Origin of the sequence: Streptomyces sp. NEAU-YJ-81 (assembly GCF_017592595.1) — a bacterium.
Taxonomy (GTDB): Bacteria; Actinomycetota; Actinomycetes; order Streptomycetales; family Streptomycetaceae; genus Streptomyces; species Streptomyces hygroscopicus_B.
Map to the genome: position 1 here is coordinate 76645 of NZ_JAGFNO010000016.1, position 25151 is coordinate 101795.

The 25151-nt window shown below is 71.4% G+C and carries 23 protein-coding genes and 1 other RNA gene; 11 read left to right on the top strand and 13 right to left on the bottom strand.

Annotated features, from left to right (window positions below; all coding sequences use genetic code 11):
• Positions 1–3 precede the first annotated feature (3 nt).
• Together smpB and ssrA are read left to right on the top strand one after the other, a co-directional pair.
• On the top strand, positions 4–483 hold the full coding sequence (smpB, locus tag J5X86_RS29140) for an SsrA-binding protein SmpB (protein ID WP_078641766.1): 480 nt from the start codon (positions 4–6) through the stop codon (positions 481–483).
• Positions 484–590: 107 nt separating this feature from the next.
• Positions 591–960, top strand: a transfer-messenger RNA (tmRNA) gene (gene ssrA, locus J5X86_RS29145).
• Between the two features lie 56 nt (positions 961–1016).
• Here ssrA and tgmC read toward each other — a convergent pair.
• The 3 genes from tgmC to tgmA are packed head-to-tail and all read right to left on the bottom strand — an operon-like array spanning position 1017 to position 3971.
• A complete protein-coding gene (gene tgmC / locus J5X86_RS29150; RefSeq protein WP_208519678.1) occupies positions 1017–2192 on the bottom strand; it encodes an ATP-grasp peptide maturase system methyltransferase in 1176 nt (391 codons plus the stop codon).
• Positions 2189–3160: an ATP-grasp ribosomal peptide maturase gene (gene tgmB, locus J5X86_RS29155; protein ID WP_208519679.1), complete on the bottom strand. Its 972-nt coding sequence runs from the start codon at positions 3158–3160 to the stop codon at positions 2189–2191. Before tgmB ends, tgmC begins: the two co-directional genes overlap by 4 nt.
• Before the next feature lie 7 nt (positions 3161–3167).
• Complete coding sequence (gene tgmA / locus J5X86_RS51085; RefSeq protein ID WP_243981763.1) at positions 3168–3971, bottom strand: putative ATP-grasp-modified RiPP; 804 nt, start codon at positions 3969–3971, stop codon at positions 3168–3170.
• A gap of 238 nt (positions 3972–4209) precedes the next feature.
• Between tgmA and J5X86_RS29165 the strand changes: the two genes are divergently transcribed.
• Entirely contained in the window at positions 4210–5388 is a 1179-nt protein-coding gene (locus tag J5X86_RS29165) for an XRE family transcriptional regulator (protein WP_208519680.1), read from the top strand.
• Positions 5385–5927, top strand: a complete 543-nt coding sequence (locus tag J5X86_RS29170) for a GNAT family N-acetyltransferase (protein ID WP_308124767.1) — start codon at positions 5385–5387, stop codon at positions 5925–5927. Before J5X86_RS29165 ends, J5X86_RS29170 begins: the two co-directional genes overlap by 4 nt.
• Positions 5928–5976: 49 nt before the next feature.
• Here the strand turns inward: J5X86_RS29170 and J5X86_RS29175 are convergent, their stop codons facing one another.
• Positions 5977–6903 (bottom strand): zinc-binding dehydrogenase, encoded by a 927-nt coding sequence (locus tag J5X86_RS29175; protein ID WP_208519681.1) that lies wholly within the window; start codon positions 6901–6903, stop codon positions 5977–5979.
• 98 nt (positions 6904–7001) lie between these two features.
• On the opposite strand from J5X86_RS29175, the gene J5X86_RS29180 reads away from it, so the two are divergent.
• Positions 7002–7667: a TetR family transcriptional regulator gene (locus J5X86_RS29180; protein WP_308124768.1), complete on the top strand. Its 666-nt coding sequence runs from the start codon at positions 7002–7004 to the stop codon at positions 7665–7667.
• 360 nt (positions 7668–8027) lie between these two features.
• Here J5X86_RS29180 and J5X86_RS29185 read toward each other — a convergent pair whose 3' ends face one another.
• A complete protein-coding gene (locus tag J5X86_RS29185) occupies positions 8028–8429 on the bottom strand; it encodes a DUF3592 domain-containing protein (protein ID WP_208519684.1) in 402 nt (133 codons plus the stop codon).
• Positions 8430–8553: 124 nt separating this feature from the next.
• On the opposite strand from J5X86_RS29185, the gene dacB reads away from it, so the two are divergent.
• The gene (gene dacB, locus J5X86_RS29190; RefSeq protein WP_208519685.1) at positions 8554–10119 is read left to right on the top strand and encodes a D-alanyl-D-alanine carboxypeptidase/D-alanyl-D-alanine-endopeptidase; all 1566 of its coding nucleotides are present in this window, start codon (positions 8554–8556) and stop codon (positions 10117–10119) included.
• A 53-nt stretch (positions 10120–10172) separates the two neighbouring features.
• Here the strand turns inward: dacB and yicI are convergent, their stop codons facing one another.
• From yicI to J5X86_RS29215, 5 genes are all read right to left on the bottom strand, one after another.
• A complete protein-coding gene (yicI, locus tag J5X86_RS29195; RefSeq protein WP_208519686.1) occupies positions 10173–12443 on the bottom strand; it encodes an alpha-xylosidase in 2271 nt (756 codons plus the stop codon).
• A 13-nt stretch (positions 12444–12456) separates the two neighbouring features.
• Positions 12457–13221, bottom strand: coding sequence for a carbohydrate ABC transporter permease (locus tag J5X86_RS29200; RefSeq protein WP_050994104.1), 765 nt, complete (start codon positions 13219–13221; stop codon positions 12457–12459).
• Between the two features lie 71 nt (positions 13222–13292).
• Complete coding sequence (locus tag J5X86_RS29205) at positions 13293–14213, bottom strand: carbohydrate ABC transporter permease (RefSeq protein ID WP_208519687.1); 921 nt, start codon at positions 14211–14213, stop codon at positions 13293–13295.
• Positions 14210–15514: an extracellular solute-binding protein gene (locus J5X86_RS29210; RefSeq protein ID WP_208519688.1), complete on the bottom strand. Its 1305-nt coding sequence runs from the start codon at positions 15512–15514 to the stop codon at positions 14210–14212. The genes J5X86_RS29205 and J5X86_RS29210 overlap by 4 nt, the downstream gene beginning before the upstream one ends.
• A gap of 150 nt (positions 15515–15664) precedes the next feature.
• A complete protein-coding gene (locus J5X86_RS29215; protein ID WP_243981793.1) occupies positions 15665–16558 on the bottom strand; it encodes a LysR family transcriptional regulator in 894 nt (297 codons plus the stop codon).
• Positions 16559–16651: 93 nt separating this feature from the next.
• Here J5X86_RS29215 and J5X86_RS29220 point away from each other — a divergent pair, with 93 nt between their 5' ends.
• On the top strand, positions 16652–17518 hold the full coding sequence (locus J5X86_RS29220; RefSeq protein WP_208519690.1) for an alpha/beta fold hydrolase: 867 nt from the start codon (positions 16652–16654) through the stop codon (positions 17516–17518).
• A gap of 12 nt (positions 17519–17530) precedes the next feature.
• Here J5X86_RS29220 and J5X86_RS29225 read toward each other — a convergent pair whose 3' ends face one another.
• Genes J5X86_RS29225 through J5X86_RS29235 form a run of 3 tightly spaced genes read right to left on the bottom strand, consistent with a single transcriptional unit; the run spans position 17531 to position 19409 of the window.
• A complete protein-coding gene (locus tag J5X86_RS29225) occupies positions 17531–17863 on the bottom strand; it encodes a hypothetical protein (protein ID WP_208519692.1) in 333 nt (110 codons plus the stop codon).
• On the bottom strand, positions 17860–18096 hold the full coding sequence (locus J5X86_RS29230; protein WP_208519693.1) for a hypothetical protein: 237 nt from the start codon (positions 18094–18096) through the stop codon (positions 17860–17862). The genes J5X86_RS29225 and J5X86_RS29230 overlap by 4 nt, the downstream gene beginning before the upstream one ends.
• Positions 18093–19409, bottom strand: coding sequence for an MFS transporter (locus J5X86_RS29235; RefSeq protein ID WP_208519694.1), 1317 nt, complete (start codon positions 19407–19409; stop codon positions 18093–18095). Before J5X86_RS29235 ends, J5X86_RS29230 begins: the two co-directional genes overlap by 4 nt.
• Before the next feature lie 114 nt (positions 19410–19523).
• Here J5X86_RS29235 and J5X86_RS29240 point away from each other — a divergent pair, with 114 nt between their 5' ends.
• The 4 genes from J5X86_RS29240 to J5X86_RS29255 all read left to right on the top strand — a co-directional run bounded on the left by J5X86_RS29240 (position 19524) and on the right by J5X86_RS29255 (position 25014).
• Positions 19524–20516, top strand: a complete 993-nt coding sequence (locus tag J5X86_RS29240) for a LysR family transcriptional regulator (protein ID WP_208519697.1) — start codon at positions 19524–19526, stop codon at positions 20514–20516.
• A 350-nt stretch (positions 20517–20866) separates the two neighbouring features.
• Positions 20867–22261, top strand: a complete 1395-nt coding sequence (locus J5X86_RS29245; RefSeq protein WP_208519698.1) for a NarK/NasA family nitrate transporter — start codon at positions 20867–20869, stop codon at positions 22259–22261.
• Between the two features lie 156 nt (positions 22262–22417).
• Positions 22418–23584, top strand: coding sequence for a uroporphyrinogen-III synthase (locus tag J5X86_RS29250; protein WP_208519700.1), 1167 nt, complete (start codon positions 22418–22420; stop codon positions 23582–23584).
• Between the two features lie 815 nt (positions 23585–24399).
• Positions 24400–25014 carry an ABATE domain-containing protein gene (locus J5X86_RS29255; RefSeq protein WP_208519701.1) on the top strand — a complete coding sequence of 205 codons (615 nt, stop codon included), beginning with the start codon at positions 24400–24402 and terminating at the stop codon, positions 25012–25014.
• Positions 25015–25151: the final 137 nt, after the last annotated feature.

Genomic DNA, 25151 nt, shown 5'->3' on the forward strand with positions numbered 1-25151 from the left:
GCTATGGCTAAAGAGACGGGTCGCAAGCTGATCGCGCAGAACAAGAAGGCGCGGCACGACTATCACATCCTGGATACATACGAATGCGGTCTGGTGCTGACCGGGACCGAGGTGAAGTCGCTGCGTCAGGGGCGTGCCTCGCTCGTGGACGGATTCGCCCAGCTCGACGGCGGCGAGGCATGGCTGCACAACGTGCACATCCCCGAGTACAGCCAGGGGACGTGGACCAACCACTCGGCGCGCCGCCGGCGGAAGCTGCTGCTGCACCGGGCGGAGATCGACAAGCTGATCGGCAAGACGCAGGAGACCGGGCACACCCTGGTGCCGCTGGCCCTGTACTTCAAGGACGGCCGGGCCAAGGTCGAGATCGCGCTGGCCAAGGGTAAGAAGGAGTACGACAAGCGCCAGACGCTCCGCGAGCGGCAGGACCGCCGGGAGTCCGATCGGGCGATCTCCGCGGCGCGACGGCGGCAGCGGGCCTGAGCTGGACTCCAGGCGGCGGGAATGATGTGGCCCCGTCGCGCGTTGTTCACCTATGATGGCGCTGTGCCCCTCCGAGGGCGCGGCACCACCTTTTGAAAACACCACATGGGGATGATCGGTTTCGACAGCGGCTGTCGAAGCAGGAGAAGCGAGCCGAGGAAGCGGCAATGATCTCGTTAACCATATGTCGCAACCAATAATCGCCAACACCAAGCGCGATTCCTTCGCCCTCGCTGCCTAAGTAGCGACTTGCGAAGTGTCAGCCCGGGGCTGTTCCCGACCCGGATCCTGGCATCAGCTAGGGAACTAAACCACTAAGCCCGGTCACGGGGCGTAGTGGGAAATCAAACAGTGACTGAGCCCGTCGGAGACTTGTCCGCGTGATCTCCGGGGCCGAGAAAATCACAGCGGACTGCGCTCGGAGAAGTCCTGATTCCACACCGGTGGACGCGGGTTCGATTCCCGCCATCTCCACTCATCCCATGTACGACGAGGGCCCCGCCAGCCGGCGGGGCCCTCGTCGTGTTTCGTGCTCAGACGAGCCGGTGTTCCCAGCGCAGTGCGGGCCGGTCGTCGATCCAGTACGTGTGGGAGCTGGGGGCGACGCGGAGCCGCATGGTGCTGATGCCGGGACGTTCGGCGTCCTGCCAGGCGATGAGCGTCCGCTCGATGTCGTCCCACAGCGCCATCGGTCCGCCTTGCCGGACGGTCCAGCCGGAGCCGTTCTCGGTGAACGCGGCAAAGGATTCGCGGTCGGCATCGAACACATAGAGCTGCGAGGCACCATCTCCGCTGGTGGCGCGTACGAGCTGGGCGCCGGGCGCGGCGAGCTGGACAAGGAAGGCGGGCATCCACTCCTCCAGCAGAGTCGGCGGCACCTTCGCTTCGCGCTCGCTGTCGGCATAGGCGGTGCGCGCCGACAGGTCCCCGGCGAGCGGTACCACGGCCTGGGAACGGGCCTGCATGAACGACGACTCCCCGATGATCCGCCCCTCGGCTGTGCCGTCCTCGTTCACGGTGACCTTGGCGAGGCCGGTGCCGTACGCCCATGATCCGGGGGCGAGGGTGGTGAGGATGGTGCCGCCCGGCTTGGTCTGACGTACCCAGGTGTGGGGGATGCGGCGTACCGCGCATGTGGCGATGACGCGGTCGTAGGGGGCGCGGCGGGGGTGGCCGAGGAGTCCGTCGCCGGTCACGGTCCATGTGGAGTATCCGGCGGCCTCCAGAGCGGCATCCGCACGGGCAGCCACGCCCGGGTCCACCTCGATCGTGGTGACGTTGTCTTCTCCGAGCCGGTGGCATATCAGGGCGGTGGAGTAGCCGGTGCCGGTGCCGATCTCCAGCGCGGTGTGGCCGTCCTCGATGTCCAGGGCCTCGATCATGCCGACGACGGTGACGGGCGTGGTGGACGATGAGGTGGGCACGCCGGGAACGGGTTCGGCGGTCCGGTCGGCGGTGAGGTGGCCGTCCAATTGCGTCACCAGGGACTCGTCGCGGTAGGCGATCTTGGACCATTCCCTCGGATCGGTGCCGAGCGCGGTCACGGGCCGCCAGTGTCCGCCGTCGGCGGGCAGGAACACGCCGGGCTGGAGGAACAGTTCACGGGGTACGGCCTCGACCGCTGCGCGCCACCTCGGATGGGTGAGGACTCCGGCCTCCTGGAGCCGGTCGGCGAGGTCACGCCGCTCCGGTGCGGTGTCGGGTGTCATCGGACGGTGTCTCCTTGAGCGAGCAGGTCGGCGAAGGCGGCGGCCATCGGCAGACCGGTCCTCTCCTCCAGCCACCCCCATTGGCCGTTCGGGTTCAGCTCCAGCCAGTGGGGTTCGCCGTCGCGGTCGAGGGCGAGGTCGAAGCTCCCGGAGCGAAGGCCGAAGTGGTCGAGACAGGTGAGGAGCGCCTTTTCCAGCCGATCCGGCAGGTCTACCACGCGGTACGAGAGGGCGGAGTAGTCCTTGCGCCAGTCCAGCAGGTCCGAGTCGATGCGGACGGCGAACGACTGCCGGTCAACGACCAGCACCCGGAGGTCGGCGACTTTGTCCACACGGGCTTGGAACAGGTGCGGCGCCATGGCCACGGTGTCGTCCACCTCGTCGGCGGTCACGGGCTCGGCCCAGCTGGTCAGGCCGACGCCGTCTCGCTCGTACGGGGTCCATCGCAGCGTCTTGGTGATCACCTGCCCGTGGGCGGTGATGAACCCGCGTGCCTCGCAGGGGTCGTTGGTCACCAGCGTCGCGGGCACGGTGAGGCCGAGGCGTGCGGCTGTGGCGAGTTGGGTGGGTTTGTGGTCGGCCGCCGCGATGCGGACGGGGTGGTTGACCCAGAGTGGGCCGTCGAGGGAGTGGAGGACGCCCGCGATTCCGTGGCGGACCTGCGCTGCGGCGTAGCGTGCGTCGTCCGCGTCCAGGTGTTCGAAGGCGGGCCAGACGGGGCGGCGCCAGTACACCGCCCGTACGTGCTCCAGGTCGGCGGTCCTTGACGGGGTACGGAGCTGCCCGGCCCTCAGGGAGGGTGCCGGGCAGCCGCCGAACCGGGCCGTGACCGTCAGCTCCCCGGCTGGGAGGTCTGCGGGGTTGAAGCGAGCCACGGGAACACCGCGTTCGTTGAGGTGGGTGATCACCATGTCGGCAGTGATGTCGAACGGTTCCGTGACCACCAGGACCGGTCGGGTGTCGGCCATGGGGCGGTCAATCCTGCTGGGAGTCTTGGTCGGAGCCCGCGTCGTTGCGCGAGTCCAGGTTCGTCACGGTCGATGTCGAGGTGGCGGAGCTGGTGCCGTGCCTGCCCATCTCGACCACCAAGCCATCACGGTCGCGGAACACGCCGGTCTGGGTGTCCGGGTCGATGGTGACGGTGGTGAACGGCATCTCCGCCGTCGTGGGGTACGGGCCGAGTCGGCGCAGGCCCCACGGGCGGACTTTCTCGGGCTGGCTGGGAGCGTGGTACGTGGTCACGGCTTCTCCCTTCGGATAGGTGGCTTTGGTGTGCCCGGACGGGGCTGTCGGTGCCGCTCCGGTCTCGCGTCGAGGCAGGTGCCCCGGGGTGGCGCACTCTGCCCAGACGCCTTTGCCCCACGGCTTGGGGTCGATGCCCCACCGGCAGGAGATGGCGTCCACCACGGCCATGCCGCGCCCGGACTCGGCCGTTTCGGTCGTCTGGACGACGCGAGGGACGGCGCGGGACCGGTCGAACGCGGAGATGCGCACGAGGTGATCGCTGGGGCGTTCGACCTTGAGGCGGAAGCAGCCGCGCTGCTCGGGATCGGGAATGTAGCGAGTGGCGTGCCGGATCGCGTTGGTGGCCAGCTCTGAGGTGATTAAGCGGGCGTCGTCCACCAGGTCCTCCAGCCCCCAGGCGCGCAGGGTCGCGGCGACGGACAGGCGCGCGATGCCCACGGACTCCTCGGTGCACGGGAGCGACTGGGTGTAGGCCGGATGGCCGGTTCCGGTGGGCGCGAGTGGTGAGGGCTTGCTGATCATCATCGTGGTCATCTCGTGGGGCCTTCTGGTGAGTGGGCCAGGCAGCTAGCGCTGCATGACACCCAGTCAACGCTCGGAAGCACTCCGTGCTTAGGGCATGTGCAATCCGTCCCGCCCGCATGCCCCCGGACCTTTTTGCTTCCCCTTGACCCAGTTCCTTGGTGGGCTGTGCATGCGTGTCTACCGTGGAGGCATGGGGAACCAAGCCCTCCAAATGGCCCTGAATGATGCTGGATTAACGCAGGAGAAGTTGGCCGAGGCGGTGAACAAGGCCATCGAGCGGATGACCGGAAGACCAGGCCGGATCGGGGACCGGGTGGTGCGGCGGTGGCTGAGCGGGCAAACCCGCTGGCCCCATGAACTCCAGCGTCGCGCCCTCACGATGGCGCTGGGCCGGGAACCGGTCGAGCTGGGATTCATTCCCCCATCGGGTCGTTCCCCTATCGCCCCTCATGAGGACAATGTGAACCGCCGCCAAGCCCTCGCCACAGGAGTTGCCCTCGGCGCGGCCGTAGCCGCACCGGCTCCCGCCACGCCCTACCGCGTCGGCATGAGCGACGTACGGGCCCTGCAAAGCCGCTTCGCCAAGCTCGTCGCCGCCGACCACAAGAAGGGCGGGGACCAGCAGACCGAGGCCGCTGCCCTGGCCCTTGCCGATGAGGCCGTTGCCCTGCGGCAGCGTGGTTCATGCTCTCAGCGCGTCAGGCGCGCCCTGTACGCCATGGCCGCCGCCTGCGTGTCCAGCGCTATGTGGGCCGCCACCGACGGGCGTCGTTTCGACGCGGCCCTAGGGCATCACGAGCGGGCGGCCAGCCTTGCCCAGGAGTCCGGCGACCAGGCCATTCTGTTCCGCATCTGGTCCCACAAGGGCAGTCTCTACCGCCACCTGGGCCGACCGGCCGATGCCCTCGACGCCAACGATGTTGCCCGCCGACTGTCCATCACCCGCCGTGACCCGCTGTTCGCCTCTCTCGGCCACGCCCGGCACGCCGCGATCCTCGGCCTGGCACGGGACAAGGCCGGTGTGGACCGCGCTTTGGACTGCGCCCGGGATGCGATGCTCCGGGCTGATCCCGGCGAACGGCGGCCGCTGTGGCTGACCGCGTTCTACGACGAAGCCGAAGTGCACAGTCTTGCCGCCACCGCGTACCTGGCTGCTGGTCGGGGGGCCGAAGCCGAAGCGCAGGCCCACGCCTCCCTTACCTTGTTCCGGCCCCATCTCGTCCGCTCCCGGGCCATCACGACCGCCCGCTTGGCCCGCGCCCAGCTCGGACAGGGAGAGGCGGAGCGCGCCGTGGTCACCGCCGCCTCCATTGACGTGGAGCACCCTCGGGTGCGGTCCATGCTCGACTCGTTCACCCGTGATCTTCACCGGATCGCGCCCGGTCCTGTCTACGACTCGTGGGAGCAGCAGTGGAGAGCGGCGTGAGCTTCGTTCGGATCGGTGACGTGGAGTCCGTGTGGGATGACCTGATGGGCATCTACAAGGAGTGCTGGGCGCACAAGCTCCATCTGCCGCATTACGCACCCGAGGCGTTCGGGGAGCGGCTGCACCGGCACGCGGCCGAAGCGGGTTGGGAGGCCGTGGTGGCGTACGACTCCGGTGAGCCCATCGGCTACATCTACGCCAACCGGCTCACCGGAGCGGATGACCGCTGGTGGCGCCGCGTCCGGCCAGAGCTCGAGCCGACCACTGCGGGGGCTTCCACGGTCGCGGTGAAAGAGATGATGGTCCGCCGGCAGTGGCGCCGGCAGGGGGCCGCCCGCAAACTGCATGACGTGCTCTTGGCGGGACGGCCCGAGACGCAGGTCTCATTGATGGTGAACCCGTCGAATCAGGACGGGAAGGTGCAGGCCCTCTACGCGTCATGGGGATACCGAGCGCTGGGCACCGCGCAGTCTTCGGCGGAGGCGCCGCTCCTGACGGTGATGGTGCGCCCGGTGCGGCCCGAGGTGGCCGCCGGGTAGCACCACCAGTCGGCGGAACCATTTATCCAGGTCAGGCCCCTGCCAGCCGTCAGCCGACGTCCAGGACCGCTTTGCCGTGGAGGCGGCGGTCCAGGAGGGCGGCGACGGCCTCCTCGGCTCGGTCCCAGCCGCCGCGCCAGGTGATCTGGGGGTCCAGGTCGCCCGTCGCGACGCGTTCGGCGAGCCAGCCGAGGTCCGGGCCGATGTCGGGGCGGTCCAGCAGGTAGAAGGTGACGATGGAGCGGTTGTGGCGGCCTTCGTTGCCGTAGAAGGCGCCGAACGGGAAGGTCTCGGGCTGGCCCGTCACATGGCCGACGGACACCAGGGTGCCGTGCGCGGCGAGCTTGTCGTACGCGGCCACCAGCTGCGGTCCGCCGACGTTGTCGACCACTCCGTGCACCGGCTCGTCGATCTCCGTCGGGTCCGTGACCACCTGGTGGGCGCCCAGTGTCCGCAGGCCGTCGCCGTGGGCGTCCGGGTCGCCGGTGGAGGCGATGACATGGGCGCCGCCGAGCCGGGCGAGCTGGACGGCGTACCGGCCGACGCCGCCGGTGGCGCCCGTGACCAGGATGCGCCGGCCGAGGGTGTCGCCGATCCGGCGCAGGGCGCGCAGGGCGCTGGCGCCCGCGACCGGGAGGGTGCTGATCGCGCCGGGGTCGGCACCGGCGGGCGGGACGCCGAGCATCCCGGTGTCCACCGCGCGCAGCTCCGCCCAGCCGCCGTCCGCGCCCAGGGTGACGACGGGGGTTCCGGCGGCCGGTCCGGAGCCGTCGGCGGCCGCACGCTCGACCACCCCGGCGGCGTCCCAGCCCAGCACGGTGCCCTCGGGGGCATCGGCCCGGTGGGCGACCTCGCCGTAGTTGAGGGAGGTGGCGGTCACCCGGACCAGCGCCTGGTGCGGGGCGGGTTCGGGGTCGGCGGTCTCGCCGAGGCGGAGGCCGGAGGGGGCGGAGTGGTCAACGAGCAGGGCGCGCATGGCGGTTCGCCTTTCGATGAAGGGTGACGATCACAGTTATGCCACTGAGTGGCAAAAGCGCGCAAGTGGCATCGTCGCTGACGGTTACACTTTTCGCCGTGACTGCCGCTCCCAACTCCTCACTGCGCGAACGCAAGAAGCGGCGCACCCGTCAGGCGCTGATCGACGCCGCGCTGGAGCTGTTCACCCGGCGCGGCTTCGGCGGGGTGACGCTGGATGAGCTGTGCGAGGAGGTGGAGGTCTCCAAGCGCACCTTCTTCCGCACCTTCACCAGCAAGGAAGATGTCGCGATGGCCCCCGACCAGGACCTGTGGCGGGCCTTCCTGGAGGAGCTGGAGACCGCGGACCCGGGCGCGCTGCCGGTGGTGGAGCTGGGGCGGGACGCGCTGCTGACCGCGCTGGAGCGGATGGACGACGAGGGCTGGGCCCGGCGGATGCTGCTCAGCCGGCGGCTGGCCGAGCGGACCCCCTCGATGGGCGCGCACGGTCTGCAGTTCTGCGAGGCCACCACCCAGGAGGCGCTGGAGATCCTGCACCGCCGGTTCGGCCTCGGGGGGTCGGGCGACCTGCGGCCGCGGCTGGCGGTGGACATGCTGGTCGCCGCGTTCCACGGGGCGTTGGCGAGCTGGGTGGCACAGGCCGAAGAGGTCGGCGAGGCGGGCCATATACGCGGTGAGCCCATGCCCCGCCATGATCTGGCCGCCCGCCTCCGCGAGGCGGTAGCCACCCTCCCCGGCAGCCTCGCCCTGACCACGTCCCGCTGACGCCTGTCGGCCGCGCCCGAACCTGTTGCCGGCTGACCGCCGCCTCGAGTCCCACCGCTGGTTGAGCCGCCCACCCCGGCCTGGCACGCCCGGCCCCGCTGACGCGGCGCCCGGACCCGCTGGCCGCCGTGCCCCGGCTGACGGCCGCGCTCGGACCGGCTGATGCCAGCGGCTGCGCTCGCCCGGCTGATGGTCGGCCACGGACAGGCGGCCGTGTCCGGCCTGGTCGGCCGCGGCGCCTGTCGGCCGCGCGTGGCCCGCTGACGGTGGCGTCCGGTTGGCCGCCAGGCCCGGGGGCCGCGCCGCGCCCGGGGTCGCTGACGGCTGGCCGCCGCGCCGTGCCGCGCCGATGGTCGCCCTTCAGGCGAAGGCGATCACCAGGCCGAGGCCGAGGAAGAGCGTGCCGATCAGGATCATGCCCACCGCCGGGCCCACCAACTGGCGCCGCATGTCCACCCGCGCCTTGTGCGAGCTGCCCGGGAGGTACACCACGCCCACTCTTCGGCCGGTCGCCAGCCCCATCCCGATGCCCTGGATCGCGGTCTTGAACTCCACCACGTAGCCCTGGTGGTCGTGGAACCGGATGACCGGCGTCTGGGTCGCGCTCTCGTCCCGGCGGTCCACGATGTTGGCGACCACCAGCCCCTCCGTACGGAGCCCCTCGCGGCGCAGCCGTCGCACCAGCCGGGCGTCGCGGACGGCGCAGGCGTAGAGGAACAGGCCGACCGCGATACACAGCAGATCGGCTCCGGGCATGGCCATCGATGAACCGCCTCTCGTCGTGTTCGCATCCCCCGCCCGCCACAGGAGACGCGTTGATCCGGAGCTTCGGTTGCCGTCCGCGCACCCTGTCGCGAAATGACGGGGTGCGGGATCCTCCCGTGACATGAGCAGACCCCTGAAGCGTCGTGTGAGCGGCTGGATCTGGCCCCTCGTCATCGGACTCGCCTTCACCCTCACCTGGAGCTCGCCCGCCGGTGCGGACACCTCTCGCGCCGGGATCGGCGACGCCCTCGACACCATCCTCGCCGACCCCCTGCTGAAGGGCGGCGCGGCCGGGGTGGTGGTCGCCGACGCGGACTCCGGCGCCGCCCTCTACCGGCACCGGGCCGACGACCGGCTGATGCCCGCCTCCAACACCAAGCTGTTCACCTCGGCCGCCGCCATGGGGCTGCTCGGCCCCGATCACCGCTTCGGCACCGATGTCCTGACCGACGGCAGCCGCCACGGCCGGGTCCTGCGCGGCGATCTGTTTTTGCGCGGCACCGGCGATCCCACGATGCTCGCCGGGGACTACGACCGCTTGGCCAAGAGCGTCGCCGACGCGGGGATCACCAAGGTCACCGGGCGGCTGATCGCCGATGACACCCGCTTCGACGCGCAGCGGGTGGGCCGCTCCTGGGCGGCCGACGACGAGTCCTCGTACTACGCGGCGCAGATCTCCGCGCTGACCCTCGCCCCCGACACCGACTACGACGCGGGCAGCGTCATCGTCGAGGTCGCCCCGGGCGCGGCCCCCGGCGACCGGCCGAAGGTCACCGTCACGCCGCCGAACTCCTACGTACGGATCGACAACCGCGCGACCACCGGAAGCGGCAGCCTCACCGTCGAGCGCGGGCATGGCTCCAACACCATCACCGTCAGCGGCGCGATTCCGGCCGGGGCGGCGACCGCCAAGGAGTGGGTCAGCGTCTGGGAGCCCACCGGCTACGCCGCCTCGGTCTTCGCCGACGCCCTCCACCGGCACGGCGTCCGCGTGGCCGGGCCCACCCGCCTGGGCAGGGCCGCTCCGGCGGACGCCCGGACGCTCGCCGCGCACCGCTCCATGCCGCTCAAGGAACTGCTGATCCCCTTCATGAAGCTGTCCAACAACATGCACGCCGAGGCGCTCACCAAGGCCATCGGTTATGAGTCGGCCGGTCGCGGCACCTGGGACGCGGGGCTCGGCGCCATCGCCGACTGGCTGAAGAAGCAGGGCGTGGACACCGGCGCGGTGCGCCAGGTGGACGGCTCGGGGCTGTCCCGGATGGACAACATCGCGGCCGGGCGCCTCACCGAGCTGCTGCTGTCGGTGCGTGACGAGCCCTGGTACGCCGACTGGTACGCCTCGCTGCCGGTGGCATGCGCACCGGACCGGTTCGTGGGCGGCACGCTGCGGACGCGGATGTGCTCCACCCCGGCGGCCGGCAACGCACGCGGCAAGACCGGCTCCCTGACCGGCGCCTCCGCGCTCTCCGGCTATGTCACCGACGCGGACGGCGGGGAGCTGGTCTACAGCGTCGTCCTCAACAACTACCTCGCGGAGTCGGTGAAGAGTCTGGAGGACGCGATCGTGGTGACGCTCGCGAAGTCCGGCGAGGGCCATGCGGAGGCGGTGCGGCCCCGTGCCGTACGGGGCGCCACGGCCGACGCCGGACTCGAATGCGCCTGGGTCAAGCCCCGGCGCTGCTGAGAGTGTTCCTGGGCAAGCCCCGGCGCTGCTGAGCGCTAGCGCTACGGCTACAGCTACGGCATCGCCAGCGTCAGCACCTCCGTCCCCGCCGCCGCCTCGGCCGACGGGCCGCCGGCCACCTCCAGCCGCCAGGGCGCCGAGGTGCCGGTGGCCTCGGCACGCAGCTCCGCCCCGTCCCGGACGACGGTGAAGGCGGCGGCCGTCGTGCCGTCCGGGCGCGGCACCCGCACCGTGACCGGGCGGCCCGCGGCCGGTTCGTACACCCGCAGCGTGATCCCGTCCGCCCAGTCGGCGTCGGGGCGGTCGTCGGCCGCCCCGAACGGGATCACCGCCCCGGGCCGGGCCAGTAGCGGGACGCTGAGGAAGCCGTGGGTCTCGCGCACCCAGCGTGGGCCGTGCACCGTCCGTCCGCTGGGCACATGCGTCCAGACGCCGTCGGGCACGTAGTAGCTCACCTCGCCCTCGTCGTCGAAGACCGGGGCGACCAGCAGATCTCCGCCGAGCATGTACTGCCGCTCCAGGCCCGCGCATCCCGGGTCGTCGGGGAACTCCAGGACCATGGCGCGCATCACCGGGACGCCCTCGGTGTGTGCCTGCCGTGCCGCCTCGTACAGATACGGCATCAGCCGCAGCTTCAGCCGGGTGAAGTAGCGCAGCACCTCGACCGACTCCTCGTCGAAGTGCCACGGCACCCGGTAGGAGGACGAGCCGTGCAGTCTGCTGTGCGAGGACAGCAGTCCGAAGGCGATCCACCGCTTGAACAGCCCCGGGTCCGGGGTGCCCTCGAAGCCGCCGATGTCATGGCTCCAGAAGCCGAAGCCGGACAGCCCCAGCGAGAGCCCGCCGCGCAGCGATTCGGCCATCGCCTCGTAGGTGGACTCGCAGTCGCCGCCCCAGTGCACCGGGAACCGCTGGCCGCCCGCCGTGGCCGAGCGCGCGAAGACCACCGCCTCGCGCTCACCGCGCCGCTCGCGCAGCGCCTCGTGGACGGTGCGGTTGTAGAGGTGGGTGTAGTAGTTGTGCATCCGCTCGGGGTCGGAGCCGTCCGCGTACACCACGTCCAACGGCACCCGCTCGCCGAAGTCGGTCTTGAAGCAGTCCACGCCCATGTCCAGCAGCGCGGTCAGCTTGGCCGCGTACCAGGCGCGGGCGTCGGGGTTGGTGAAGTCCACCAGCGCCATGCCCGGCTGCCACAGGTCCCACTGCCACACCGAGCCGTCCGGCCGCTTGAGCAGATAGCCGGCCGCCTTGCCCTCGGCGAAGAGCGGGGAGCGCTGGCCGATGTACGGGTTGATCCAGACGCAGATCCGCAGGTCCCGTTCGCGCAGCCGGCGCAGCATGCCCTCCGGGTCGGGGAAGACCCGCGGATCCCAGGTGAAGTCGCACCACTGGTACTCGCGCATCCAGAAGCAGTCGAAGTGGAAGACGGACAGCGGCAGTCCGCGCTCCGCCATGCCGTCCACGAAGCCGGTGACCGTCTCCTCGTCGTAGGAGGTGGTGAAGGAGGTGGACAGCCACAGCCCGAAGGACCACGCGGGCGGCAGTGCGGGGCGGCCGGTGAGCGCGGTGTAGCGGCGCAGGATCTCCTTGGGGGTGGGCCCGTGGATGACGTAGTACGTGAGCTCCTGGTCCTCGGCGCTGAACTGGATCCGGGAGACCGCCTCCGAGCCGACCTCGAAGGAGACCCGGCCGGGGTGGTCGACGAAGACGCCGTAGCCCGCGTCGGTGAGGAAGAACGGGACGTTCTTGTACGCCTGTTCGGTGGCGGTGCCGCCGTCGGCGTTCCAGATGTCGGTGGCCTGGCCGTTCCTCACCAGCGGGCCGAAGCGCTCGCCGAGGCCGTAGACGGCGGTGCCGACCCGCAGTGCGAGCCGTTCGCGCAGGTGGTGGTGGCCGTCGGGGGTCTCCATGATGCCCATGTCCTTGGCGCCGCTGCTGGTGAGGGTGCGCCCGGCGGCTTCGAGGTCCATCCGCCAGGGTCCGGTGCGGGCGAAGCGCACCGAGAGCGCGCCCGAGGTGAGCCGGGCCTCCTCGGCGTCGCAGCTCACCTCGGCGTCGCACTCCTGGCGGGCGATCTCGAAGGACGGGCCGCGCTCCACCCCGCCGGCGAAGTGGGTGATGCGGATGGCGATGACATCGGGCATGGGGGAGGTGCAGGTCAGGGTGAGGGCGGGGCCCTTGAGCAGATCGCCGCGGTGGCGGACGGGATGGGTGGGGGCGTGGACGGTGAGGGTGCCGGGGCCGGTCTCCACATCGAGCACCCCCTGGGGGTACGCGGCGCGGACGCCCTCGCGCAGCCTCCAGTAGCCGTCGCTGAACTTCATGCGGCCCTCCTCGTCATTTGACCGCGCCCATGGCGATGCCACGGGTCAGGGTCCGCTGGAAGATCAGGAAGAAGCAGAACGCGGGGAGCACCCCGAGCAGGGCGGCCGCGTTGGTCATGGTGGCGTCCATCAGCCGCTGGCCCTGGAGGACGCCGAGCGCCACCGAGACCGTCTGGTTGTCGTTGGAGATCAGCATCACCAGGGGCAGCAGGAACTCGTTCCAGGTCCAGATGAAGAAGAAGACCAGCAGCACCCCGAGGGTGGGGCGGCTGACCGGCACCACCACCCGCCACAGCACCTGCCACTTGTTGGCGCCGTCGATCCGGGCCGCCTCGATGACCTCCTTGGGGAAGGCGCCGAGCACGGAGGAGAGCAGATAGGTGCCGAAGGCCGACTGGATCACGGTGAAGACGATGATCACGCTCAGCCGGGTGTCGTACAGGCCCACCTGCTTGGACAGGTAGTAGACGGGATAGACCAGGGCCTCCTGCGGCAGCATGTTGGCCAGTACGAAGAAGGCCAGCACCCAGGGGCGGCCCTTGACCCGTCCGATGCCGATCGCATACGCGTTGAGCACCGACAGCAGCGCGGCGAGCACCGCCACCGAGCCCGAGATCAGCGCGGAGTTGAACAGCTTCCGGCCGAAGTCGACCCGCTGCCAGAAGTCCCGCAGCCCGTCCAGATGGATCCCCTCGGGCAGGCTCAGCGGGCCGTTCGCCGAGTACTCCGCGGGCGATTTCACCGCGTTGAGGGCCACCACGAGGAACGGCAGCACCATGAGTACGGCCGCCACGGTCAGCGCGGCCAGCACCGGAAAGCGGGCCGGGGCGTGGTGTCGCTTGAGGGCGTTCACCGCTGCTGGTCCTCCGCCCGGGTTTGCAGGCGCAAGGCCACCAGGGCCAGCGCCAGGATGATCACGGTGAGGACGGTGGAGACCGCGGAGCCGTAGCCGACCTGCGTCTTCTCGAAGAAGGACTGGAAGGAGAAGTACGAGGGGACATTGGTGGCCCCACCGGGCCCGCCCTTGGTGAGCACATACACCGCGCCGAAGACCTTCAGCGCCGCGATGGTGCACCACAGCAGCACGACGGAGATCTCCGGGCGGATCTGCGGCAGCGTCACATGCCAGAACCGCCGCCACCACGAGGCCCCGTCCAGCTCGGCCGCCTCGTGCAGGGACGGGTCGGCGCGCTGCAGCCCCGCCATGAAGACCACCAGCGGAAAGCCGAGCTGGACCCACACCATCACGGCCATCACGCTGTAGAGCGCGAAGTCCGGGTCGCCCAGCCAGTCATGGCGCAGCGAGCCGAGGCCGACGGCGTCCAGCGCCTCGTTCAGCGCGCCGCCCTCCGGGGCGAGGATCCAGCTCCAGACGATCCCGGCCACCGCGATCGGCAGCACCTGCGGCAGATAGAAGCAGGCGCGCAGCACGCTCGCGGTACGGGTGCCGATGTGCTTGGCGACGTAGTCGAAGAGCGCGGCGGCCAGCACCAGGCCGAGGGCGGTGGGGAGCACGGCCATCGCCACCACCATGGCCAGGCTGTGCCGGAAGGACTCCCAGAAGGCGGAGTCGTCCAGCAGGGTGCGGTAGTTGTCCAGCCCGGCCCACTTCGGGCTGCCCACCCCCTGCCAGTGGGTGAGGCTGATCCCGGTGTTCATCAGGAACGGGACGACGATGACGGCGAGGAAGGCCAGCGCGGCGGGGAGCAGGAACAGGGCGTACGGATACTCGCGGCGCCGTAGCAGCGGTGCCTTGCTGTGGGAGCTCATCCCTTCGGCGCGCCCGCGTCGTACGCCTTCTTCAGCGCGTCCAGATACGCGTCGGGATCCGCGCTGCCGGTGATCAGCTTCTGGGTCTCGGAGACGAGGGTGTCGTAGAAGCCGGGGACCGGCCAGTCGGGGTAGAAGGCCAGGCCGTCGCCGTCGGCGTAGGTGGTGAAGTCCTGGATCAGGCTCTTGGACTGGGGGTCGGTGATCGCCGACGGATCGGCGGCCACGGGCACTCCGCCGTGGTTGCCGAGGGTGTTCTGGATGCCCTTCTTCATCGTGATGTCGATGAAGTCGTAGGCGAGCTCCTTGTTCTTGGCGCCCTTGGGGACGACCCAGAGATTGCCGCCGGAGCCGAGGGTGAGCTTGGAGCCGGGGAAGGGGAAGGTGCCCCACTGGTCCTTCATCTCGGAGGTGAAGCGGCCGAACCACCAGCTGCCGGAGAAGAACATCGGGTACTTCCCGGCGATGAAGGCCGCGCCCGCGTCCTCGGCCTTGGCGCCGCTCGAGCTCTTGGCGATATAGCCCTCCTTCACCCAGTCGGCGAAGGTGGTGGCGCCATAGGTCCAGGCGGCGTCGTGGAAGTCCGGCTTGCCCTTGTACTGCTCGTAGGCGTCCACCCAGGCGCGGTCGGCCTTGGTCAGGGCGAGCTGGTAGACGTACTGGTGGGCGGGGTATTCGGCGCCCGCGCTGGCGAGCGGGGTGACGCCCCTGTCCTTGAACGCCGTCAGGGCGGCGGTGAATTCGGCGAAGGTGGTCGGGACCTTGACGTGGTGCTTCTCGAAGAGGGTCTTGTTGTAGAAGACCATCGTGTACTCGGCGTAGTTGGGGATCCCGTACCAGTTGCCGGAGCCCATCACGCCCTGTGCGTCGTAGCGGCTGGTGGTGCGCACCCCGGGGCTGAGCGGCTTGTCCCAGCCGTGCTTGGTGACCTCGGGGGTGAGGTCGGTGAGCAGGCCCTGTTTGGAGAGCAGCCCGGTGGTGGCGTTGCCCTTGTTGTACTCCATCAGGTCGGGTGCGTCACCGGAGTTGAGGACCATCGAGGCGGTCTTCTGGATCTGTTCGAAGCCCTTCTCCTCGACCTTCACCGTGACGCCCGGATGGCTCTTCTTGAACTCCTCGATGGCCTGCTTCCAGGCGATGCCCATGGCGCTGTTGGGTGCCTCGTAGTGCCACAGCCTGAGCGACTTGCCGTCCCCGGCCTCGTCCCCGCTGCCCCCGCAACCTGCCATGACCAGGGCTCCCGCGAGCGCGGCCGCGATGACGGCCACTGTTCGTTTCGTCCGTTTCCGTGCCGTCAACATCCGCTGCCTCCGGGAGGGTGGGAAGGAATGGCGCACGTGCAACGTTCGTCGAAGCGCTTCGATGGAGAGAGGTATACGAGGGGTGAGAGAGATATGTCAATGCCGTTGACAAAACGGGCGGGAACGGGCGCGGGGGTCGCGTTTGCGGGCTCAGCCCCGATGGACCTGGCGCACCGTGCGGAGGAAGGCGCCCAGGACGCTCGGCACCGGTCCGAAGCGATGCGCGAGGTGGAACTCCAGCCCGGCGGCGGCCGGTTCCAGCGGCAGCAGGGTCACCCCCACATGCCGGAACCGCCGCATCCCCGCCGGTCCGATGCCGATGCCCAGCCCGCAGGCGACCAGCCCGAGCAGGGTGTGCAGATTGTGCGCCTCATGGGCGATCCTCGGCTCGACCCCGGCGGCGCGGCATACGGCGAGTGCCACATCGGCGGCGGCGGGCTCGGCCTGCCGCGAGGAGAGGATCAGCGGCTCGCCGTCCAGCGCCCGTACGGGCACGGACGCGGCACCGGTCAGCGGATGGCCGGACGGCACCGCCGCCACCAGGGTCTCCCGGCCCAGTGGAAGGCTGCTCAGCCGCCGCCGGGCGGATGCGGGCGGCGGGCCGCAGATGACCCCGGCGTCCAGGCTGCCGTCCAGCAGCGCCTCGATCTGCCGGGCGCTGGGGAGTTCGCGCAGCTCCAACCGGACCTGCGGGCGGCGGGTCCGGAAGGCGGTGAGCACCTCGGGCAGCACGGCGGCCAGCGCGGTGCCGAGGAAGCCGATGGCGAGCGAACCGGTCTCGCCCCGGCCGGCGTCGGCCGCGTCCCGTACGGCGAGGTCGAGATGGTCCAGCACCTGCCGGGCCCGGGCCAGGAACGCCTCGCCCGCGGCGGTGGGCCGCACTCCGTGCCCGGTGCGGTCGAAGAGCCGTACGCCCAACTCGGTCTCCAGCGCCTTGATCTGCTGGGACAGCGGCGGCTGCCGGATGCCCAGCGCGGCGGCGGCGCGGCCGAAGTGGGCGTGCTCGGAGAGGGTGAGCGCATAGCGCAGATGGCGCAGCTCCATGAGAGCCAAGCCTATATCCGATCGCGAATAATCCCTTCATCTCTCATATATCAAAGAAGAAAATACCGGCGTGCCGGTGCTCGACTGGCCCGCATGAACACGACGCGAGAACACCGAGAGCACCTAGAACACCGAGAGACGACGATCGAGGGCGTACGGCTGCACTGGGTGCGGGCGGGGTCGGGGACCCCCGTCGTCCTGCTCCACGGCTGGCCGCAGACCTGGTACGCCTGGCGCAAGGTGATCCCCGCACTCGCCCGCGACCACGAGGTGTTCGCGGTGGATCTGCCGGGCCTCGGCGACTCGGGCTCCTCCCCACGCGGCCACGGCGTCCGGATCGCCGCCGACCTCCTCGACGCCTGGCGCGCCGAACTGGGCCTGGACCGGGTCCATGTCGTCGGCCACGATCTGGGCGGCCCCATCGGCTATGCGTGGGCCGCCGCCCACCCCGCCCAGGTGCGCAGCTTCACCCTGCTCGCCGTGCCGCTGCACGGCTTCGGGCTGAGCGAGCTGATCGCCCGCGCCGGGCTCTGGCACTTCGGCTTCTTCTCGGTGCCCGGTCTCGCGGAGGAGCTGGCGGAGGGCCGGGAGCGGATCCTGCTGGAGCACTTCTACGGGCACGCCATGGAGAGCGGGGCCATCCGCCCCGCCGATGTCGACACCTATCTGCGCACCTACACCCGGCCGGGGCGGCTGGCCAACGGCTTCGCGTACTACCGCAACGCGCCCGCCGACACCGCCGCCATCACCGAACTCGCCCGCACCCGGCTGCCGATGCCCACCCTGGCCGTCGGCTGCGGCCGGGCCGGTGGCCCGGCCCCTCTCCACAGCCTCGGCCAGGTCGCCCCGGCGACCCGCGGTGCCGTGATCGACGACAGCGGCCACTACCTCCCCGAGGAGCACCCGGGCCCCTTGCTGTCGCTGCTCACGCCCTTCCTGGCGGAGGCGGACGGGGCGTGACACCCGGCTCGGTCATGTGGCTGTGGTCTCCCGGGCCTCGTTCACCACGGCCAGGAGTTCGTCCATGGCGGCCCGCCAGGCCGGGTCACCCTTGCCGAGGGTGTGCACCGCGTGCTCGGCGTTACGCCGTCGCGCGGCCAGATCGGGGCGGCGCTCGATCTCGACTTCCCCGGCCCAGATGGTCAGCCACTGGCGGATGGGGCCGAGCTCATCGTGCTCGGCCGCCAGGGCGAACGCCTCGTTCTTCTGGGCTTCCATCTCGGCCAGGCGATGGGGTGCCACGCGGGCGAGTGCGAGGCGCAGCGAGTCCGGGGTGCGTTCTGGCCGGGGCCACGGGACGGTCATGCGGGGGACCGTTCGATCCCGGCTTCCGTGAATGCCTCGTCCAGGATGCGCCCGATCTCGGCCACCGTGCGCCGTGCCTCGACCAGGTCCTCCGAGCGCGCGGCCATGGCTTCGAGCTCACGCAGCCGTGCCGCTCGGATCGGGTACCGCGCGAGGGCCAGGTCGACTGCCCACTGCGCGACGATGAGACGTAACTGGGCGGGGACGTCCGCGTGTTCCGGCGATGTGGTCATGGCTGGCCCTCCGAGCCGTGTGCTTGCGGTAGGGACCGTAGCGGGGCCCGCAGACAACCCCGCCCCGACCAGGCGATGACGAAGGCGAGGGCGGCCGCCGTCGCCGGGGTGAGGTAGGCCGATGTGGGGGCCAGGTGGTCCACCGTCCAGCCGCCCACCGCGGCGCCCGTGGAGATGCCGATGAGCAGACCGGTGTACACGGTGGTCATCCCCTCGTTGAGGCGGGCTGCCGGGAGCAGACGGTGGACCAGGGTCATACCGGTGATCATCGTGGGGGCCGTGGCCATGCCCGCCAGGAAGAGCAGCGGGGCGAGGGTGGCGAGGCTGTGGGCGGTCAGGAGGGGGAGGACCGCCAGGGCCATCGCGGCCACGCCCGCCACCAGGCGCCCACCGGCCGTACCGCGCGGTGGCAGCGCGCCGAAGACCAGCCCGGCGGCGCAGGAACCGGCGGCCTGGAGGGCGAGGACGGCGCTGCTCGCCGTGGAGCCCCCGTACGAGCCGACGGCGGCCACCGTCGCCACCTCCATCGAGCCGAAGACCGCGCCGGTCGCGAGGAAGGTCAACAGGACGACCCGCAGAGCGGGGGTGAGCAGCACGCGCCCCCGGGCGGGATGCGGTTCCGGCGGCGGTTCGGTGCGGCGCTGGGCGGCGAACAGCAGGGTGCCGATGAACAGCAGCGCCGCCGCCGTGACCAGCCCCGCCTCGGGGAGCACCGCCGTGCACAGCACCATGGCCAGCGCGGGCCCGGCCATGAAGCAGACCTCGTCCACGACCTGCTCGAAGGAGGCGGCGGTGTGCCGGGCGGCCGGGTCGTCGCGGTGCAGCGCGGCCCAGCGGGCGCGGGTCATCGCGCCCAGGCTGGGCACGCCGGACGAGCCCGCCGCGCAGCAGAACAGCGCCCAGGCCGGGGCGCCGAAGTGGACGCACAGCACCATGGCGGTCGCCCCGGCGACGAAGACGACGACGGCGGGGACCGCGACCCTGGCCTGCCCGTACCGGTCGACCAGCCGCCCCAGCAGCGGCCCCGCGACCGCCGTCACCGCGACTCCGGTCGCCGAGACGGCGCCCGCGAGCGCGTACGAGTCCCGCACCGTGGCGATCATCAGCACCGTGGAGACGCCGAGCATCGAGCCCGGCAGCCGTCCGACGAGGGCCGCGAGCGTGAAGGCGAGCGCGCCGGGGGCGGCGAAGAGCCGGCGGTACGGGGCGAGTGGCGACCGGCGGCGGCGCGGCGGGGCGGGGGCGACGCCGGGACGGGAGGCGGGGCGGGAGGCACGGGGCACAACGGGCCGGGAGGCGAGGAAGAGGATCACCCCACCACGGTCCCGGGGCCGCCCGGGGCCGGTCCAACACCTGATCCGGACCCATTCACGCATATCCGTTGTCAATGTCGGTCGGGTGAGGGATCGAGGATCGCGTCGGCCACCATGGTGCGCGTGAACCGGGACCTCGAACCGCGCCTGCTGCGCGCCTTCACCGCCGTCGCCGACGAACTGCACTTCACCCGCGCCGCCGCCCGCCTCTACGTCGCCCAGCAGGCCCTCAGCCGCGACATCCGCCGCCTGGAGCGGGAGTTGGGCGCGGAGCTGTTCGTCCGCACCACCCGCCAGGTCGCCCTCACGGCCGCGGGCGAACGGCTGCTCCCGTACGCCCGGCGGGTGCTCCAGGCCCAGGACGACCTGGCGGCGGCCTTCAGCGGGGCCGAGCGCCGCCCGCTCCTGGTGGACGTGGGCGCCCCGGTGAGCACGGGGAACCAGGTGCTGACGGAGGCGCGGCACCGCCTCGGCCCCGAGACCGAACTGGTGGCCCGCTTCCACAGCGGCCTTGCCGGGGCCGCCGCCGAACTCCTCGCCGGCCGCCTCGACGTCTCCTTCGGCCGGGCCCACGGCCTCGACCCCGCCGTGCTCGCCCGGCTGGAACACCGCCTCATCCGCTATGAGCGCATCGCCGTGGTCCTGCGCGAGGACCACCCGCTGGCCCGGCTCCAGGAGATCCCGCTGTCCGCGCTCGCGGGCGAGACTCTGTACGCGGCGGCGGGCAACCCCACCACCACCGAGTGGACCGACCTGGCCGCGCAGCTCTTCGCGGGGCGCGGGATCGCGATGGCGGAGCCGTTCCCGGAGATCGAGGGGGACGAGGAGTTCATCCGGGTGGTGACCAAGCGCCGCTGGTCGGTGCTGGCCAGCGAGGTGTTCATCCACCTCCCCGGCACGGTGCTACGCCCCCTCACCGACCCGGTCCCGCTCTCCCCGGTCTCCCTGCTCTGGCGCCGCGACCTGCACCACCCCGGCCTGGACGCCCTTCACACGGCGGCCCGCACGCTCGCCACCACGTCCGACTGGCTCGACCGCGCCCCGGGCGCCTGGCTGCCACGCCCGGAGGCGGACCGTGATGATCAGCGATTGACGCGGTTGATGTAGACGCGCTTGCGATGCGGAATCGGCACGTGCGGGTGGTCCGGCCGGCTGCTCATGCGATCCTCCGGCGGGGCGGGCGGGCGGTGCACCGCGTACGGTACCGGGCGATACCTCGCGTCGCGTATGCGATGGCGATGGCTCCACCGCAGGAGGGAATCCCTGGGATCCCGGGACCCCGGGGCCAGACCCCGGGGCCCCCGCCCCGGCCCCGGCACCCCGAGCCCCCGGAAACCCCTCACCGCCCCCCGCCCCCGCAGGTGAGTGCAAGGTTTCGTCCGCGTCACCTGCCGCCACAGCCCGGTAATGCGCCGTCCCTACCGTCGGGCAGCGACACCGAGAACTGTGGAGGCGTGATGACTGCCCCGACCACCGCCGCACGCAAGGGGGGCCGCTGGATCGAGCAGTGGGACCCGGAGGACGAGACCTTCTGGAGGGAGAAGGGGGAGCGGATCGCCACCCGCAATCTGGTCTTCTCCATCCTCTCCGAGCACATCGGGTTCTCCATCTGGAGCCTGTGGTCGGTGATGGTCCTGTTCATGGGGCCGGAGTACGGCGTCGACGCGGCCGGGAAGTTCTTCCTGGTGGCCATGCCCACGCTGGTCGGCGGGATCCTTCGAGTCCCGTACACCTTCGCCGTCGCCCGGTTCGGCGGCCGCAACTGGACGATCATCAGCGCGGCGACGCTGCTCGTGCCCGCGATCACCGCCGCCGCGGTGATGGAGCCCGGGACCTCGTACACCACCTTCATGGTGGTCGCGGCGCTCACCGGTGTCGGCGGCGGCAACTTCGCCTCGTCCATGACCAACATCAACTCCTTCTACCCGCTGCGCAAGAAGGGCTGGGCGCTCGGGCTCAACGCGGGCGGCGGCAACATCGGCGTGCCCGTGATCCAGTTGATCGGGCTGCTGGTCATCGGCACCGCCGGGGCGGCCCATCCGCGGCTCGTGCTCGCCGTCTACATCCCGCTGATCGTGGTCGCGGCGGCGCTTTCGGCGCTGTTCATGGACAACCTGGCGCCGGTGCGCAACGACTCCGGGGCGGCCAAGGAGGCGGCGCGGGACGCCCACACCTGGATCATGTCGCTGCTCTACATCGGCACCTTCGGCTCGTTCATCGGCTACAGCTTCGCCTTCGGCCTGGTGCTGCAGAACCAGTTCGACCGCACCCCACTGCAGGCCGCCTCGCTCACCTTCATCGGCCCGCTGCTCGGCTCGCTCATCCGCCCCGTCGGCGGGCGGCTCGCCGACACCCACGGCGGCGCGAAGATCACCCTGTGGAACTTCGCCGCCATGGCCGCGGCCACCCTCGTGGTCGTCTACGCCTCCGCACAGAAGTCGCTGCCCGTCTTCCTCGCCGGCTTCATCGCCCTCTTCGTCCTCAGCGGGCTCGGCAACGGCTCCACCTTCAAGATGATCCCCGGCATCTTCCAGGCGAAGGCCCTCGCCCGCGGCCTCGCGGGCGAAGAGGCCGCGTCCTACGGGCGGCGGCTCTCGGGCGCGGCGATGGGGCTGATCGGGGCGGTCGGCGCGCTCGGCGGGCTCGGGATCAACCTCGTCTTCCGGGAGTCGTTCGCCCGCGCCCACTCCGGCACCCCCGCCTTCGTCTCCTTCCTCGCCTTCTACGCCGTGTGCTCCGCGGTCACCTGGGCCGTATACCTCCGCGGCGCCCGCCCGGCCCCGGCGCCCGCCGCCGAGCCGGACACGCATGATCCGCGGTCGGAGCGGCAACCCGCCTACGCGGACGTCTGAGCGGCTCGGGGCGTACGGTCGACCGGGGAAGCCCCCGGCCGTACGCCCCGTTACAGATGGGAAACCTCCGTGAACCGCCACCGTCACGGGACGGCGACAGGATGCGGAACCGGAGGCGCCCATACGCGAGTGAATCGGGAGATCGGGACGAGAGCCATGCACCGAGAACAGACCGGAGCCGCGGGCGACGAAGCACCCGTCGGCCCTCTCGCCGGATTCACCGTGGGGGTCACCGCGGCACGGCGTGCGGATGAGCTGGGCGCGCTGCTGCGGCGCCGCGGCGCGGCCGTGATGCACGCACCGGCGCTGCGGATCGTGCCGCTGGCCGACGACTCCGAACTCATGGCCGCCACCAAGCAGTTGATCGACCACGCCCCGCACGTCGTCATCGCCACCACCGCCATCGGCTTCCGCGGCTGGGTCGAGGCCGCCGACGGCTGGGGCCTGGGCGACGCGCTGCTCGACCGGCTGCGCGAGGTGCGGCTGCTGGCCCGCGGGCCCAAGGTGCGCGGGGCGATCCGGGCCGCCGGGCTCACCGAGGAGTGGTCCCCGCCCTCCGAGTCCATGGCCGAGGTGCTCGACCGGCTGCTGGAGGAGGGCGTCGAGGGGCAGCGCATCGCCATCCAACTGCACGGCGAGCCGCTGCCCGGCTTCGTCGAGTCGCTGCGTGCCGGGGGAGCGGAGGTGGTCGGGGTGCCGGTCTACCGCTGGATGCCACCGGAGGACATCGGGCCCGTCGACCGGCTGCTGGACGCCACGGTCGCCCGCGCCCTGGACGCCGTCACCTTCACCAGTGCCCCCGCCGCCGCGAGCCTGCTGGACCGGGCCGAACGGCGCGGGATGCGCGAGGAACTCCTCGGCGCGCTCCGCCACGACGTGCTGGCGGCCTGCGTCGGCCCGGTCACCGCGCTCCCGCTGGAGGCCCACGACATACCCACCTCCCAGCCCGAACGGTTCCGCCTCGGCCCCCTCGTCCAACTGCTGACCGCGGAACTCCCGGGCCGGGTCCGCCCGTTGCCGATCGCCGGGCGACGCCTGGAGATCCGCGGCCACGCCGTGGTCGTCGACGGCGAACTACGCGCCGTGCCACCTGCGGGGATGGCTCTGCTACGCGCCCTGGCCCGCCGCCCCGGCTGGGTCGTGGCCCGCGCGGAACTGCTGCGCTCCCTGCCGGGCGCGGGCCGCGACGAACACGCGGTGGAAACGGCGATGGCCCGCCTACGCACGGCCCTCGGCTCCCCCAAACTCATCCAGACCGTGGTCAAACGCGGGTACAGACTGGCGCTGGACCCTTCGGCCGAAACGAAGTACGCGGACGCGTAGCTGCCCGCCGGGGGTGCCCTTGGGGTGGGGTTGCCGTGGGGTGCCCTTGGGTGCGCGGTGGGGTGTGTGGTGGGTGCCGGGTGCGGGGGCGCCCTTGGGTGCGCGGTCGGTTGTGTGGTGGGTGCCGGGTGCGGGGCCTCCGGGGCGGCGCCCTGGACCGTATATTTACGGCGCCATTGGCCGGGGGCGTTGGGTGGGCCGGGGATTGGCGCCACAAATACACGTAAGCGTCCAGGACCCCACCCCTGCGACCCCGCCCCCTCCCGTCTCGCCGGCGACCGCGCCCCGGTGGCACCGGGGCGCCTGTACGTCCTGCGTTCAGCTCGGGGATCGGGTGTTGGGTGGGTGCGACCCCGCCCCCTTCCGCTGTCTCGCGGCTACCCGCCGGTGGCGCAGGGTGCCCGTCCGGCTCACGTTCAGCCCGGGGGCCGTGATTTCAGCCCCTCCGGCGTTTGAGGAGCGGGGTCCGGGGCGGAGCCCGCTATTCAGCCCCTCCGGCGATTGAGGAGCGGGGTTCGGGGCGGAGCCCCGGCGGGGGCGAGGGGCGGAGCCCCTCGTTTCGGGAAGGGGCGGGGTGGGGGACTTTCCGCCGAAGGCGCCCACGGTCCGCACTCGGTATTCGGCCCCGGGGCCGGGTGTTGGGTGCGGCCCCGCACCCGGCACCCACCACCACACAGGGCAACCACGCGGAGCCCCGCGCAAAGCGTTTGCGAGGCGTTCGCCCGGCCTCGCTTCCGGAGGGGTTCCGGGTGACAGGCGGGGCGGGCACTCTGAAAGGTGACCGGATCGGGCCTTCCCCAAGGGGTGACAGGAACATGGCGGCGGCGTCGGGCTACGACCTGCGGTTCGACTCGGGGCGGATCTGCCTGGACCTGGTGGCCACCGTCGGCGGCCGGCTCAGCGAGGCGCCCGTGGAGCGGCTCGGCGGTGTGGAGCCCCTCAGAGCCTGGCTGCTCGGCGCCGGTCTGGTGCCCGGCGGCACCCCGCTCGACGTCGTGGACCACCGCTGGCTCGTCCGCTTCCGGGCGGCCCGCGATCTGCTGCACCGCATCGTCCACACCGAGGTCGAGGGCCACGCCGCCGGCGCCGACCTGGAGCGGATGAACGCGCTGGCCGCCACCGCCCCGCCCGCCCTGCGCGCCGTACGGACCCCCGACGGCACCCTGGTCCGCGCCCTCGCCGGGAAACCCGACTGCGGTGCGCTGCTCTCCCAGATCGCCCGGGACGCGGTGCAGCTGCTCACCGACCCGGTGGCACGCGGGCAGTTGCGGCGCTGCGAGGGGGAGACCTGCTCGTTGCTCTACCTCGATACCTCGCGCGGCCGCCGGAGGCGCTGGTGCTCCAGCGAAATCTGCGGAAACCGCGAACGAGTCGCCCGTCACCGCCGTCGGGTGAACCCAGCCCCTCGGGTAACCCCAACCGTCACCTAAACCCAAGCTTCGGCAAAACATGAACCAGATTCGGACATGACACAGGCCCCGGATGGGGGGACCGGGGCCTGCGGGGCGGTTTTGGGGAGGGAGCCCTTCCTGATGGCCGACACCCGCCCGGCGTCGGCCTACTCGGA